The following is a 13,548-nucleotide window of genomic DNA, read 5'->3' as shown; positions in this document are numbered from 1 at the left end:
GCAGCTTTTGCGGTTGAAATTTATTCCCTGTTTTGGGAAAGAAGGCTTCGCTTAGCCGTATTTAAGGAGTTAGTCATGACAGATCACGAGTATCATCAATTAGCCGAAGCGTTAATGTTAACTATCGAAGAACAGATCGATGATTGCGATGCCGATTTAGATTATGAATCAGCTTCCGGTATTTTAGAGATCATCTTTGCAGATCAATCTAAGATAATCATTAACAAACAAGCGCCATTGCATCAAGTATGGGTAGCAACCAAATTTAACGGCCATCACTTTGAATTACGTGATGATAAATGGATAGATAACCGTTCGGGCGCTGAGTTTTGGCAATTTATGGCTGATGCAGCTACTCGTCAAGCGGGTCAAAAAATAGAGTGGCAACACGACTGATGTTAGAATTTGTAGAATATGCAGCAAAAGGGCAGCACAAGGCGACTGTGATCTGGCTCCATGGGTTAGGAGACTCGGGCAATGGCTTTTTACCAATCGCACCGGAATTAGATTTACCAGAATCTTTGGGCGTCAGATTTGTCTTTCCTCATGCCCCCATCCAACCTGTTACGATCAACGGTGGCATGGAAATGCGTGCTTGGTATGACATTAAAAGTATGGAACTTGAAAACCGCGCAGATGAAGCCGGTGTTCGTGAGTCTGCAGCGGCTGTCGCCCAATTAATTGAGCAAGAAATCGCAGCAGGAATACCTGCAGACAAAATCATTCTTGCTGGTTTTTCGCAAGGGGGCGTGATCAGTTTACATTTGGCGCCACGCCTATCTGATACACTGGCAGGTGTGATGGCATTGTCAACGTATATGTGTGCACCACAAAAGCTTGGCTCAGAAGCCATTCAGCCAGCACTCAACGTATTTATGGCCCACGGAAGTCATGATCCAGTGGTGCCGATGCAAGCGGGACAAACTGCGTACAATGCGCTTGTAGAGCAGGGGTATGATGTCAGTTGGCAAGATTACCCGATGGAGCACCAAGTGTGCATTGAAGAACTTAAAGCGATCCGAGCGTGGTTGATTTCACGCTTGTCATAGTGAACAGGACATACATATGACTCAACGTATAGTGATCAAAACCAAAATGATAGATGCCACGTCACAGCCACGCCGAGTTGAAACCGTGGGTTATCAATATCATTGGCGGCGTATTTTCACGGCATTGTGCGTAGCGGGTTTTGGTGTGACTGCGTTGTCATATGGTGTGTTCACGTCCGTATATGCTGATGAAACAGATACTGAATTACAGCTAGCACCGAATGCGGTTGTATCAGGTGATGAGGCCGAGCAGCCAATATTGACACCTGTTGATACATCGGCAAGTGAGCAATCAGAGAGCTTGGTCATACCAACCTCTTTGGTGGCAGATACAGACACGCCCGAACCTGAAGTGGGTATGGTTGAGCCAGTTGCAGATGAACCTCAGGCGAGCGAACCAGAGCCGAGCAATCCTGCGCCTATCAATGAGCCAAAAGTGTCTAATTCACAAACACAATTTGCAGCGGATGCTCATGTGGCAAGTATTGCGCTAAATGCCAAAGTCGATACCAGTCACATTAGCCGTGCGGTGTTGACATCGGGTATTGAAAACCGTGAGCCTATCAATGTACTCAAGCATCTTGTTGAACCCAATAAATTTCAAGAAAAGCTATTTTTCTTTACCGAGATCAAAGGTCTGCAAGGTCAGGTAGTGCAACATTTATGGTTTCATCAAGACCAACTAATGGCGGATATTTCTCTGCCAGTCAGCACACCAAGATATCGCACTTACTCGAGCAAAAATATCATGCCGAGCCAAACTGGAGAGTGGCGAGTTGAAGTGATCACTGAAAGTGGTCAATTGTTGGCACAAAAATCATTTCGAATTTTAGCAAAGGCTCCTTAGGGGTCGACAAGGCAAGACATGACAGAAACTAAAAATAGCGTACGCATTGCAACACGCAAAAGTGCTTTGGCACTTTGGCAAGCAGAGTTTGTAAAGGCGCAGCTAGAGCACTTTCACCCAGACTTAACTGTTGAATTGGTACCAATGTCCACCAAAGGCGACAAGATCCTTGATACCCCTTTGGCGAAAATTGGCGGCAAAGGGTTATTTGTCAAAGAACTTGAACAAGCGATGCTTGAAGGGCGAGCTGATATTGCAGTGCACTCGATGAAAGATGTGCCTGTAGATTTTCCTGCGGGGTTAGAGCTGCATACTATTTGTGAACGAGAAGACCCGCGCGATGCTTTTGTTTCAAACCAATATAAGCACATCAATGAGTTGCCTGCTGGTGCCGTTGTTGGTACTTCTAGCCTGCGTCGTCAGTGCCAAATTCGCGAAGCCCGTCCAGATCTGGTGATCAAAGATTTACGTGGTAATGTTAACACGCGATTGGCGAAGTTGGATGCTGGTGAATTTGACGCCATCATACTTGCAGCAGCAGGGCTTATTCGATTAGAAATGGCCGAGCGTATTGCCTGTTTTGTTGCTGTTGAAGATTCCTTACCAGCCAATGGTCAAGGTGCTGTAGGGATTGAGTGCCGCAGTGATGATGCGCGAATTCAGGCGCTATTAGCACCTCTTGAGCATGCGCCAACACGCGCGCGCGTACTAGCGGAAAGAGCCATGAATCGCCGCTTAGAAGGCGGGTGTCAGGTGCCAATTGGCGCATACGCGGAGCTACAGGGCGAGCAGCTATATTTACGTGGACTTGTCGGTGCGGTTGACGGTAGTAAAATTTTGCGGGCAGAATTGACTGGTGATGTTGCCGACGCACAAGCTCTGGGCACTCAGCTGGCAGAGGCGCTGCTAAGCCAAGGTGCTGACAGCATATTAGCGGAAGTTTACAGAGACGCTTAAGGTGAAATTTGCCATAACTCGGCCGCAGGGAAAAGGGGAAGCACTTGCCACTGAGTTGGCAAAATCAAATATTTCAGCGCTGTGCACACCAGTGCTGAAACTCAATTCAGTCCAGGCCACACCACAGCAATTACTCGATGCCTGCGATGCCGACATCATTATTTTCATTTCACAAGATGCAGTGCAGAACTTTGCGCAGCAATTACAAGCTGATGGTTTTTCTTTAGCCACGACCTGTCAGCTTTTTGCTGTGGGTACGCAAACTGCTGAAGCGGTCAAGCAGTGTTTATCGCGCAGTGCAATTGCGCCAACGCGCCAAGATTCAGAGGGAGTGGTGGCGCTGACTGAGTTACAAGATATAGAGGCACAGCGCATCGTCATAGTGAAAGGGCGAGGTGGTCGAACGCATATTGCCAAAACACTCAAAGCGCGTGGTGCACTTCTAAGTACCTGTAATGTTTATGAACGTGTTACTGAGCACAACACAGCTGAAAACTGGTTAGACCACTGGCAGGCATCGAAAATTGACGGTATAGTGGTGACGAGTAACGCTGCCGTCGACGCAATATTCAACAGCCGACAAGCCGCGCATCAGCATTGGTTGCAAGCGCGCATATTTGTGGTAGTCAGTGAACGGACAGCGCAACATCTAAAAATACAGTATAAAATAACCGATACGCAGATCGTGGTGAGTGCAGGGGCAAGCAATGAGGCCTTAGCACAGACGATTTGTGGTTTAATTTCCCAACAGGGCAGCGCAATGACGGAAAAACAAGAGTCGTCGGCTTCAATACCATCTAATGAGCCGCAACAGATGGAAAAAAAATCAACTAAGAATACAGCGAAGTTGAGCAAAACAGCTGTGCTTGCCTTGCTGGTCGCCTTGACAGGAGTGGCAGGCGCAGGTGGCGTATATGTTTATAATCAACAGCAAGCGGTTAAACAAGATGCGCAATTGACGCAGTTGGCCGCACAAAATGCTCAGTTGGCATCGCAGCTCACTGCGACCCAAAAAACGCTCAATGACTTGCAAGCGCAGTGGCAAACACAGCAGCAAGTCATGGCCGCGCAGTTAAATAAGCAGCAACAAAAAGTCGAACAAAGTTTGCAGAAAACGCTCTCTCAAGCCCGCCAACAAGTAGGTGGTGCGGTCAGCTCAGAACTGCGTGCGCTAGCACGTTACGCCGAGTTTAAAGTTGCCAGTGAACGCGACTACTTGGGCGCAGTGATTGTTCTTCAGCGCCTAGAGAGTGCCATTGCAGAAGAGGTGGCGACGGATGCTTTGAAGTTGGCCATCAATCAAGATATCGCGATGTTACGCGCATTACCAAAGCCCAGTACTGAAGCCATATACATGGAATTGGCAGGGCTGATTTCGCAAGTAGATAAATTACCGCTTAAAACCATTGATAAGCCAAAAGCGAACGCTTCAGAGGATGCGCAACTGAGTAAAGACATCAGCGATTGGCAATCAAATATCATACGTAGCTGGAATAAAATTAAGGCTGATTTTTTGACAATTCGTCAGCATGATAAACCTGTGATCGACCCGCTGTTGGATGCACAAGAGCAGCAGTTGATCCGCGCGCAACTAAGAAGCTATTTACAACAAGCACAAACTGCCTTTTTGGATCAGCAAGCCAGCATTTTCGATCTGGCTTTGACCGGTGCTAAAAATACGTTGGCGCGTTACTATCGAAGTGGCGACGCGACGAGCGACATGGTGCTTGAACGATTGCAGGTATTACAGCGCACAGAGCATTCGGTTACAAAAGTGCCACAGATCTCCACACCTCAGGCATTGAAGGAGTGGTTGCAATGATCCGATGGTTATTGGTGGTGTCTTTGTTTTTCATCGTGATGGCCGGCGCGCATTTACTGATTGATGAGAAAGGCTATGTATTGGTGTCTGCGGGGGTTTATACAGTAGAAAGCACTTTGGTTTCGTTGATCTTTATATTGTTAATGTCCCTTGCTATTTTAGTCATCGCGTTTAAAAGTGGCAAAGCTATTTGGCGTGTCTTTGGGGGACTTTCAAAGCACCGTGCTAACAAGCGTGCAGCGCGTCAAGAAGCGGCATTTGAACAAAGCATTTGGGCGCTCATCAATGGCCAAGACGACAGTTTAAGCTATGCCTTACAAAAAGCAGAGTTTCCAGAAAAGTGGCGTGATCAGCAATGTGCTATTCAAGCAAAAGCGGCACTGCATGCGGGTCAAAAAGTTGTGGCGAGAGAGTATTTGCAGCAACTGAGCGAATCGGCTCAAAGTAAAGTTAGTCAGCTTTGGCTTGCAGCAGAGCAACAAGAACAAGCTTTGGAAAGTTTGACACCGCAAGCACAAATGAAAAAAGCCTCCCCAACAGAGCTACACGCTTATATCAGTGCACTGTTACAGGCCAAAGATTGGGATACATTGCTGTCGACTATAGTGCAGCGCCATAAACAGCTGCATTGGAATGAGCAGCAGTGGGACAGCTTTTTTAGCGGCTACTTTTACGCCATTACGCAACACACGGATAAAGATATTCAATCACTGCAAAGTGAGTTACCTCGGGCACTGAAGCTACTTAGTCACAAGGCGTTTATTGCGGTCTGTGTGCGCACAGGTCAATTGGCGCCAGTGCGTAAAGAGCTGATTAAGTTGCTCAAAAAGGATCAGCTGGACGAACTGGCAAAGATATTACAGCATCTAGGCGGTGCGGACATTGAACTGCGAAAACTGGTTCAAAGTAAACTTAAGAAGCAACCGGAGCAAACAGAGCTATTATTTTGTTTGGCGTGTCTAGCCAATGGTGAAGGAGATCACGGGCTGGCGGCACAAATTTTTGATACGCTTTCAAAGACACCTTGGCAGGCTATGTGGCAGCACCAAGCAGAGTTGGCTTTCGCAAAAACCGGACAATATGAAAAAGCTTATTTGTTACTGAGTGATCAGCAAAGCTAGAAAAAGCCAGCGATATCGCTGGCTTTTTTGTGTTCTGAGCGGTGGCTTGTTGCACCAGAGTGGTTTATTTGTCAGAGGTCTGGTTAGTTTATTTTTGCGGATAATTGTCCTTGTATCTAAACTTAAGATGCGTATGATCTGAAAAATTTTATCTGCAAACCGAGTGCCTTATGATCAATACCAAACTACCTTTACTTGATTTACACCGCCACTTAGACGGTAATGTGCGTGCTGAAACAATTTTAGACCTTGGTCAAAAGTTTAACATGGCGCTCCCTGCACACGATGTTGAAGGCTTAAGGCCGCATGTGCAAGTACTCGACAATGCCCCAAACCTGATGGCATTTTTGGCTAAGTTGGACTGGGGTGTTAAGGTACTGGGTGACTATGATGCTTGTCGTCGTATTGCAGTTGAAAACGTCGAAGACGCAATTGCACAAAATATGGATTACACTGAGTTGCGATTCAGTCCATATTACATGGCAAAAACCCATAACTTGCATCCTCAAGGCGTGGTAGAAGCGGTTGTTGATGGTATTAAGTCGGCCAGTAACGGGCGTGATATCAAAGTCAATTTAATTGGCATCATGTCTCGTACGTTTGGTGTTGAAAAGTGCCAATATGAGCTAGACGCATTACTAGCCTTTAAAAACGATTTAGTTGCCATTGACTTAGCTGGTGATGAACTTGGCTTCCCTGGTGAGTTGTTTATTGATCACTTTAAACAGGTTCACGATGCATACCTAGGCGCAACCATTCATGCCGGAGAAGCCGAGGGGGCAAGCAGTATCTGGCAGGCCATCCAAGAATTAGGTGCAACTCGCATCGGTCACGGTGTAAAAGCCATTGAAGATCCGAAACTGATGGATTATTTGCGCGACAATCACATTGGTATTGAATCTTGTTTAACCAGTAATTTACAGACGAGCACAGTGGCCAGCATTGAGACTCACCCACTGAAGCAATTTTTAGATCATGGTATTTTGGCAACCATTAATACGGACGACCCAGCTGTGCAGGGTGTTGAGTTAGACAATGAGTTCGAAAAAGCCGCGCCTCTGGCTGGACTGAGCGCGGATGATATCGTCCAAGCGCAGAGAAATGCGGTCGACATTGCCTTTTTGAGCGATGCTGACAAACACGCATTATTACAAAAATACGCTTAACCTAATGCGCTGCTCAATGCGTTGAGCAGCTTAAGTAGTTTTCTTTAAGTACATTGATAACCTGACTGCGGGTGACAATAGCAATGACTTTTCCTTCCTCAACAACTGGGTAAATTTTGGGTTTGTTTTGCTGCATTTGCGCTGCTAAATCGACCACTGTCATTTCTTTTTTAACGGATAACGTTTCTGTACTCATCAGTTGAGCAACTTGGTTTGCACCGTCGCAAAAATAACTGCTTTGTAGCAGCGGTGCGAGAAGCTGTTGTTCTGAAATGAACCCAACCAATTTACCTTGAAAATCTTGAACGGGTGCGCCAAACAGACCAAAGGTTTGCAATTGTTCAATAGCCTCGGTAATTTCTGTATCTGGTGTGATCGTAGGAAACTGGGTCGACATGATGTCTGCGATAAATTGATTTGCCATGGTAGCTCTCCTGTTAAGTGATAGAACTAGTATGGACAACCCTTAACCATTTTTAAAATTGATTATTTATATCGCTTTAATTGGTTTTTTCAATGGGTATGCGCGGCTGGATAACCGCGCATTAAAATGCATTACTTGATAAATGCAAAGGCATCCGCAAACATAAAGTCGCGCTGTGCACCATGATTGATAAAGTCATCGCGGACAATACCGATCATGTCGAATCGACCAGCCATATAAACACTGTATGGTTCTAGTGATACGATGTCTTTCATTACTGCTTGGTGTACATACCCAGTATGACCCGTCCAATCGTCAGACGCATTCTCTACCACAGGGATGAACTGGAAGTTTGTTTTGCCGTCAGCCCAAGCTTCCATTTCTGCTTTTGCATATAAAGCAGCTTCTTCTTTTACGCCCCAGTAAAATAGTACCGGTTGGTCATAGTTAATTTCTGCAAGGTAGTCAGCCATTGATTTAACGTAAGAAAAGCCAGTACCGCCAGCAAGTAATACTAAAGGTCTCGATTGCTCTGGACGAACCTGTGACACACCTAAACCAACTTCTAAATCAACATCGGCATCGTTACTATGTGCTTCTCTTAGATGGTCGAGTGCTTGCATCGCATAAGAGTCTGCGCCAGATGCGCCAATGTGTAGCTCAAGCTCTTGCTTTCTAGATGGGCTGCTGGCAATAGAGAAGGCACGCTTGTCTTTCTCGCCAAGCACGAGCTGTAAATAGTGACCCGCAGAAAATTCTGCATCATGTTGTGGCTTTAATAGCACTTTATGAACAAATTCAGTGAGAGGGGAAATAGCCTCTACACGCGCTTTTAGTGTTTGCATTTCGAACCTTAATTATTAAGCACTTTGGCGAAAGTATGCGCACTGTAACATATTTGCTCGCGATTTTGATATATCGCTTTTGGTGATTGTTTACCTAATTTGTAAACAATCACAGCCAGATAGTACGCACTGCATTACCGAGATCACTTCTTGTCCATGATCCCGAGGCTATCCCAAATGTCATCGACCTTACGTTTCACCTCGTCGTCCATCACAATTGGTACACCCCATTCTCGGTCAGTTTCACCTGGCCATTTGTTGGTTGCATCCATGCCCATTTTAGAGCCTAAGCCTGAGACGGGCGACGCGAAGTCTAAATAGTCGATTGGCGTGCTCTCTATCATGGTGGTGTCTCTGGCGGGATCCATACGTGTGGTAATGGCCCAAATGACATCATTCCAGTCGCGTGCGTTTACATCGTCATCGCACACTATAACAAACTTGGTATACATGAATTGGCGTAAGAAAGACCAGACACCCATCATCACGCGCTTGGCATGGCCTGGGTATTGTTTTTTCATCGTCACGACTGCCATACGATATGAGCAGCCTTCGGGTGGTAAGTAAAAGTCGACAATTTCAGGGAATTGCTTTTGTAAAATTGGCACAAAGACTTCGTTCAGCGCCACACCCAAAATGGCAGGCTCATCGGGTGGACGACCCGTGTAAGTGCTGTGATAAATAGGGTTTTCGCGATGAGTTATATGGGTCACCGTCATAACTGGGAAGTCGTCGACTTCATTATAGTAACCTGTATGATCGCCATATGGTCCTTCAGGTGCCATTTCACCTTGCTCGATATAACCTTCAAGGACAATTTCAGCACTGGCTGGAACCTGAAGATCATTGGAAATTGATTTAACGACTTCTGTCTTACTACCGCGTAATAAACCCGCGAACGCATATTCGCTGAGGGTATCAGGTACAGGTGTGACCGCACCCAATATGGTCGCAGGATCCGCGCCCAATGCGACAGATACTGGGTAAGGCTTGCCTGGGTGTTCTTTACACCACTCTTGAAAATCAAGCGCACCACCACGGTGTGACAACCAGCGCATGATGATCTTATTTTTGCCTAACAATTGTTGGCGATAAATACCCAAGTTCTGGCGCTTCTTATGCGGACCTTTAGTGACTGTCAGTCCCCAAGTAATGAGTGGTGCGGCGTCACCCGGCCAGCAGTGCTGAATTGGCAGCTTGGTAAGGTCTACTTGGTCGCCAGTGAGCACAACTTGCTGGCAAGGGGCTTTTTTAACCTCTTTAGCAGGCATATTAAGTACCTGCTTGAAAACAGGGATCTGTCCGATAGCTTCTTTGATACCTTTTGGTGGCTCCGGCTCTTTTAAAAATGCCAGCAGTTTGCCTACTTCACGCAATTCACTGACATCAGTTTGGCCCATGCCCATGGCAACACGTTTGGGTGTGCCGAACAGATTTGCGAGTACGGGAATATCAAACCCTTCTGGGTTTTCAAAAAGAATAGCGGGGCCGCCAGCACGTAGTGTGCGATCGGCGATCTCTGTCATTTCTAATTTGGTGGAAATTGGTTGGCTGACACGCACGAGTTCACCTTGCTTTTCCAGCAACTCGATAAACTCTCTTAAGTCTTTATATTTCATTTTTGCCTGTTACGCAGTGAGTACGCTTCTCGGTATGGCTGAGTATATCAATTCCCCTCGAGCCAGCACATACTCAAACAGCCCATTGATGTCACACGAGGTGAATTTATTTGTAACGGATAGCATACGTTTGTTGTTGTAATTAGGTCATTACATTCTATTAAGTATTATTAAGTAATTGGTTTAACACTGATCATATTTTTCTTCATGATACTCACTCTTTAGTTTCAATGCCCTAGTGTATAGGCTATATTCTGTGAGAGTCGACGGGTATTGGGTGGAGGCGGCTTGAAGAAAATAACAAAAATAGCACAGCGACTGCTCTTTGCTTGTATTGGGCTTCATGCGCCTAAAGTCTTATCACAAACACTCCCGAGTGAGGTGTTTGATAACCATAGTGCCGTGATGTTATTGATCGAGCCCAGTAGTGGTAAAATTGTCCGTGCCAATCAAGCGGCGGCGGATTTTTACGGCTATAACAAAGCAGAGCTCGAAGCCTTACATATTCAAGAGATTAATCAATTCTCTCCACAGCAAGTGGAAAAAGAACGTCTCTCTGCGCTAAATGAAGGGCGTAACTACTTTATTTTTCAGCATCGTTTAGCGTCTGGTGATAATCGCACCGTGTCTGTTTACTCATCTCCTTTTATGGATGAAGACGGTAGTGCACTGCTTTTTTCTGTCATCCAGGATGTGAGCGAGCGGCGTAAGCTTGAGCAAGCACTGTGGCACTATCAGAGCAACTTGGAGCAACAAGTTGCGCAGCAAACACAAGAAATAAAACACGCGAGCACAGTGCAAGTCTTTTTGCTCAGCAGTGTAATGGGGATATTTGTCGGAACAACCTTATTGTTGGGCTGGGGGTTTTTACGGCTGCGCAAAACGAAAAAGCGCTCTGAATTCCATCGAGCGAGACTGAATGCGATATTTGATGCCATTGGTGACTATCTCATATTCACCGATGTGAATGATAAGGTGCTGTCGGCCAACCGAGCAGCCTATCAAGATATGGGGGAGCTCGATGGCAAAGCCATTGCGGAAGTACTATCGACGTGCATTTGCTTAGAGCAAATACAATTTGAACCAAAAGAGTGTCAAATCACCACCAACTTTGGCACTTTGGATGTTGAGATCAGTAAAACCGATGTAATGGATCACGATGGAGGTCTGTATGGTCATATTTATTTGTTGCAAAACATCACCCAGCGCCTAGCAGATGAAAAAGAACAAAGACTTGCCAGCACGGTATTTTCAACAACCAGTGAAGGGGTACTGGTTTCTGACAAAGACAACTGTATTCAAATGGTCAATCGAGCATTCACCGATATAACGGGTTTTACCGGTCCAGAAGTGATGGGGAAAACGCCCGCTATTTTTAACTCTGGGCGTCACGATACAGCTTATTTTACGCAACTGTATGATGCGCTGAGTTCACGGGGACACTGGGAAGGCGAAATTTGGAACAAACGTAAAAACGGTGAGGTATATCCCAGTTGGTTACAGGTCTCTGCGGTATTTAATCAGCACGGCGATATAGATATGTATGTCGCGCTTTTTAATGATATTACGTCACGCAAACGCAATGAACAACTGATGTGGCAACAGGCAAATTTTGATAACTTAACAGGTCTGGCTAATCGTCATCATTATCACGCAAAATTCGACATTGCTTTAGGTCAGGCGCAGCGCAAACAAACGCGAGTGGCGGTGTGTTTTATAGATCTAGATAGATTTAAAGCGGTGAATGATACCTTAGGGCACCATATTGGTGACTTATTGTTAATTGAAGCTGCAAATCGCATTCGCGAGTGTACTCGAAACTCAGATACTGTCGCGCGATTAGGTGGAGATGAATTTGCATTGTTGTTGCCTGACATGGAACTGATCAGTGATATGGAGAAGGTCGCGGAAAAGGTGCTCAAAGCACTGAGCGCGCCATTTCATCTTGAAGGCCATGAAGCCTATGTGTCTGGAAGTATGGGGATCACCTTTTATCCAGATGATGGGGAAGATCGCAAAGTGTTGTTACGCAATGCTGATAGCGCGATGTATAAAGCGAAAGAGAATGGTCGCAATTGCTTTCAATTTTTCACCACGGCCATGCATGAGCATGCCAAAGCGCGCAGCCAACTAGAAGGTGCACTGCACAGAGCGCTTGCTAATCAAGAATTGCGAGTCGTGTATCAGCCTATTGTTGGCGACAACCGGCTTGGCTGTGAAGCGCTACTACGCTGGCATAATGACGCGTTAGGAGAGGTTTCGCCAGTCGACTTTATTCCCATCAGCGAAGAGTTAGGGTTGATCATGGCAATGGGAGAGTGGGTATTATATCAAGCCTGTGCACAGGCGCGAGCTTGGCTCAATAAGACCCAGCAGCCATTTTTTGTTTCGGTCAATGTATCGAGCACACAGTTTAAACGCCAAAATGTGGTGGCATTGGTAGAAAAAGTATTGAGAGATACTAGCTTGCCTGCGGAATGTTTGACCCTCGAAATCACAGAAACGGTACTGGCTGATAATTCGGATGATATAGAGCGTCAATTGGAGCAATTACGTGTGATGGGCGTGGGGCTAGCGATAGATGATTTTGGCACTGGCTATTCATCACTGGGGTATTTGAAACGTTTTCCATTGTCTAAGCTTAAAATAGATCGCGCCTTTATCAAAGATTTACCTGATGATGAAGAAGATAAAACCCTCATAAGTGCGATCATCTCAATGGCGAGTAAGTTAAATCTCATCGTGATCGCTGAGGGTGTGGAAACACCTGCTCAGCTCGCCTTATTGCAGCAGCTAGGTTGTGACTATACCCAAGGTTATCTGCACTCTAAGCCCAGCAGTGCCGCCGAATTTGAAGCTTTTTTATTAAAATATCAAACGCGCACAGATCATTCACAAATTTGATGCAGCGTGCATAAGGATGTAAGTGCTTCTTTGGCTTTTACGTTACCTTGTGCACTGGCTGATTTGAGTAGCTCAAATCCTCGTTGTAAGTTTTGCTCACCGCCCTCTGCTGCTATCAGCATGGTTGCTAAATTATACATACCCCATTGATCTTTGCTCTTTGCTGCGAGTTCAAAGGCCTCTCTGGCAGCGACAAGCTCACCGCGCTGATACAAGCCTATCCCTTGACTATTTTCTGCGGATAAAGCGGCACGCTGGTGTTTTGGAAAGTGAGGCAAGGCTCGCTGTTTGACAATACCGCCCAATACATAAATATCATTGGGCCGATATGCGGCGTAAATGGCACCGCTTTGATAATAGGGCATAACTTGTGATCTGGGAATATGCCAAGGCGCTGCTTGAAAATAATCGTCCACCATTAAATTATCAAGTTGAATGGCACGTCTTGCATCTCGTTTTCTGGCGTAAGTGTAGCGACCTTGTTTGAGCGTAAGTTGACTGTCATTGACTGCAATGACTTGGGCAATACGATACTGCGCCTGATAGACACGGTCAGTCTGCATTTTACCTATATCGACCATAATGACATCATCCACTTTTGGTGCCTCTAACCAAGTGTACTGTAGCTGTTGTGTGCGCTGGTGTTTGGCAATCCAATGGGCACAAAAAGCAATGATAATAAATGCGATAACAATAGCTTTGTAGCGACTTAGTAATTCAGAGATGATGTCGTGAGAACGAAAGATTGCGTGTTTAATCATCGCCAGCTCCGTGGTTGATTTTAATTATCATTA

Annotated in this window: 12 protein-coding genes; 8 read left to right on the top strand and 4 right to left on the bottom strand. The window is 45.8% G+C overall.

The features are described from left to right. Positions 1-75: 75 nt before the first annotated feature. The 7 genes from cyaY (at position 76) to add (ending at position 6,962) form a co-directional block, all read left to right on the top strand. Positions 76-396, top strand: a complete 321-nt coding sequence (cyaY, locus tag J8M00_RS21520) for an iron donor protein CyaY (protein ID WP_023399056.1) — start codon at positions 76-78, stop codon at positions 394-396. Beyond that, complete coding sequence (locus J8M00_RS21515; protein ID WP_211012531.1) at positions 396-1,049, top strand: alpha/beta hydrolase; 654 nt, start codon at positions 396-398, stop codon at positions 1,047-1,049. Before cyaY ends, J8M00_RS21515 begins: the two co-directional genes overlap by 1 nt. A gap of 16 nt (positions 1,050-1,065) precedes the next feature. After that, positions 1,066-1,896: a DUF2914 domain-containing protein gene (locus J8M00_RS21510; protein ID WP_211012530.1), complete on the top strand. Its 831-nt coding sequence runs from the start codon at positions 1,066-1,068 to the stop codon at positions 1,894-1,896. 18 nt (positions 1,897-1,914) lie between these two features. After that, entirely contained in the window at positions 1,915-2,853 is a 939-nt protein-coding gene (hemC, locus tag J8M00_RS21505; protein WP_211012529.1) for a hydroxymethylbilane synthase, read from the top strand. Position 2,854: 1 nt separating this feature from the next. After that, complete coding sequence (locus tag J8M00_RS28635; RefSeq protein WP_211012528.1) at positions 2,855-4,675, top strand: uroporphyrinogen-III C-methyltransferase; 1,821 nt, start codon at positions 2,855-2,857, stop codon at positions 4,673-4,675. Then, the gene (locus J8M00_RS21495; RefSeq protein ID WP_211012527.1) at positions 4,672-5,796 is read left to right on the top strand and encodes a heme biosynthesis HemY N-terminal domain-containing protein; all 1,125 of its coding nucleotides are present in this window, start codon (positions 4,672-4,674) and stop codon (positions 5,794-5,796) included. The genes J8M00_RS28635 and J8M00_RS21495 overlap by 4 nt, the downstream gene beginning before the upstream one ends. Positions 5,797-5,966: 170 nt before the next feature. Continuing rightward, positions 5,967-6,962: an adenosine deaminase gene (gene add / locus J8M00_RS21490; protein WP_211012526.1), complete on the top strand. Its 996-nt coding sequence runs from the start codon at positions 5,967-5,969 to the stop codon at positions 6,960-6,962. 13 nt (positions 6,963-6,975) lie between these two features. On the opposite strand, the gene J8M00_RS21485 is transcribed toward add, so the two are convergent. From J8M00_RS21485 to ubiD, 3 genes are all read right to left on the bottom strand, one after another. Next, positions 6,976-7,386, bottom strand: coding sequence for a CBS domain-containing protein (locus J8M00_RS21485; protein WP_211012525.1), 411 nt, complete (start codon positions 7,384-7,386; stop codon positions 6,976-6,978). A 131-nt stretch (positions 7,387-7,517) separates the two neighbouring features. Further along, a complete protein-coding gene (fre, locus tag J8M00_RS21480; RefSeq protein ID WP_211012524.1) occupies positions 7,518-8,231 on the bottom strand; it encodes an NAD(P)H-flavin reductase in 714 nt (237 codons plus the stop codon). Between the two features lie 143 nt (positions 8,232-8,374). Further along, on the bottom strand, positions 8,375-9,850 hold the full coding sequence (ubiD, locus tag J8M00_RS21475) for a 4-hydroxy-3-polyprenylbenzoate decarboxylase (RefSeq protein WP_211012523.1): 1,476 nt from the start codon (positions 9,848-9,850) through the stop codon (positions 8,375-8,377). 288 nt (positions 9,851-10,138) lie between these two features. On the opposite strand from ubiD, the gene J8M00_RS21470 reads away from it, so the two are divergent. Beyond that, positions 10,139-12,754, top strand: a complete 2,616-nt coding sequence (locus tag J8M00_RS21470) for an EAL domain-containing protein (RefSeq protein WP_247687505.1) — start codon at positions 10,139-10,141, stop codon at positions 12,752-12,754. On the opposite strand, the gene J8M00_RS21465 is transcribed toward J8M00_RS21470, so the two are convergent. Continuing rightward, positions 12,739-13,515 (bottom strand): sel1 repeat family protein, encoded by a 777-nt coding sequence (locus J8M00_RS21465; RefSeq protein ID WP_211012521.1) that lies wholly within the window; start codon positions 13,513-13,515, stop codon positions 12,739-12,741. The genes J8M00_RS21470 and J8M00_RS21465 overlap by 16 nt on opposite strands. Positions 13,516-13,548 lie beyond the last annotated feature (33 nt).

It is taken from the genome of Pseudoalteromonas luteoviolacea (assembly GCF_018100925.1).
Taxonomy (GTDB): Bacteria; Pseudomonadota; Gammaproteobacteria; order Enterobacterales; family Alteromonadaceae; genus Pseudoalteromonas; species Pseudoalteromonas obscura.
The sequence above is the reverse complement of the archived record's forward strand: the minus strand, read 5'-3'. Positions and strand labels throughout refer to the sequence as shown.

What these genes read in the sequence shown, in the direction of transcription:
- ubiD (WP_211012523.1), bottom strand. Translation starts at nt 9,850, where the DNA reads ATGAAATATAAAGACTTAAGAGAGTTTATCGAGTTGCTGGAAAAGCAA.
- J8M00_RS21485 (WP_211012525.1), bottom strand. Translation starts at nt 7,386, where the DNA reads ATGGCAAATCAATTTATCGCAGACATCATGTCGACCCAGTTTCCTACG.
- cyaY (WP_023399056.1), top strand. Translation starts at nt 76, where the DNA reads ATGACAGATCACGAGTATCATCAATTAGCCGAAGCGTTAATGTTAACT.
- hemC (WP_211012529.1), top strand. Translation starts at nt 1,915, where the DNA reads ATGACAGAAACTAAAAATAGCGTACGCATTGCAACACGCAAAAGTGCT.
- fre (WP_211012524.1), bottom strand. Translation starts at nt 8,231, where the DNA reads ATGCAAACACTAAAAGCGCGTGTAGAGGCTATTTCCCCTCTCACTGAA.
- J8M00_RS21515 (WP_211012531.1), top strand. Translation starts at nt 396, where the DNA reads ATGTTAGAATTTGTAGAATATGCAGCAAAAGGGCAGCACAAGGCGACT.
- add (WP_211012526.1), top strand. Translation starts at nt 5,967, where the DNA reads ATGATCAATACCAAACTACCTTTACTTGATTTACACCGCCACTTAGAC.
- J8M00_RS21465 (WP_211012521.1), bottom strand. Translation starts at nt 13,515, where the DNA reads ATGATTAAACACGCAATCTTTCGTTCTCACGACATCATCTCTGAATTA.
- J8M00_RS21510 (WP_211012530.1), top strand. Translation starts at nt 1,066, where the DNA reads ATGACTCAACGTATAGTGATCAAAACCAAAATGATAGATGCCACGTCA.
- J8M00_RS21495 (WP_211012527.1), top strand. Translation starts at nt 4,672, where the DNA reads ATGATCCGATGGTTATTGGTGGTGTCTTTGTTTTTCATCGTGATGGCC.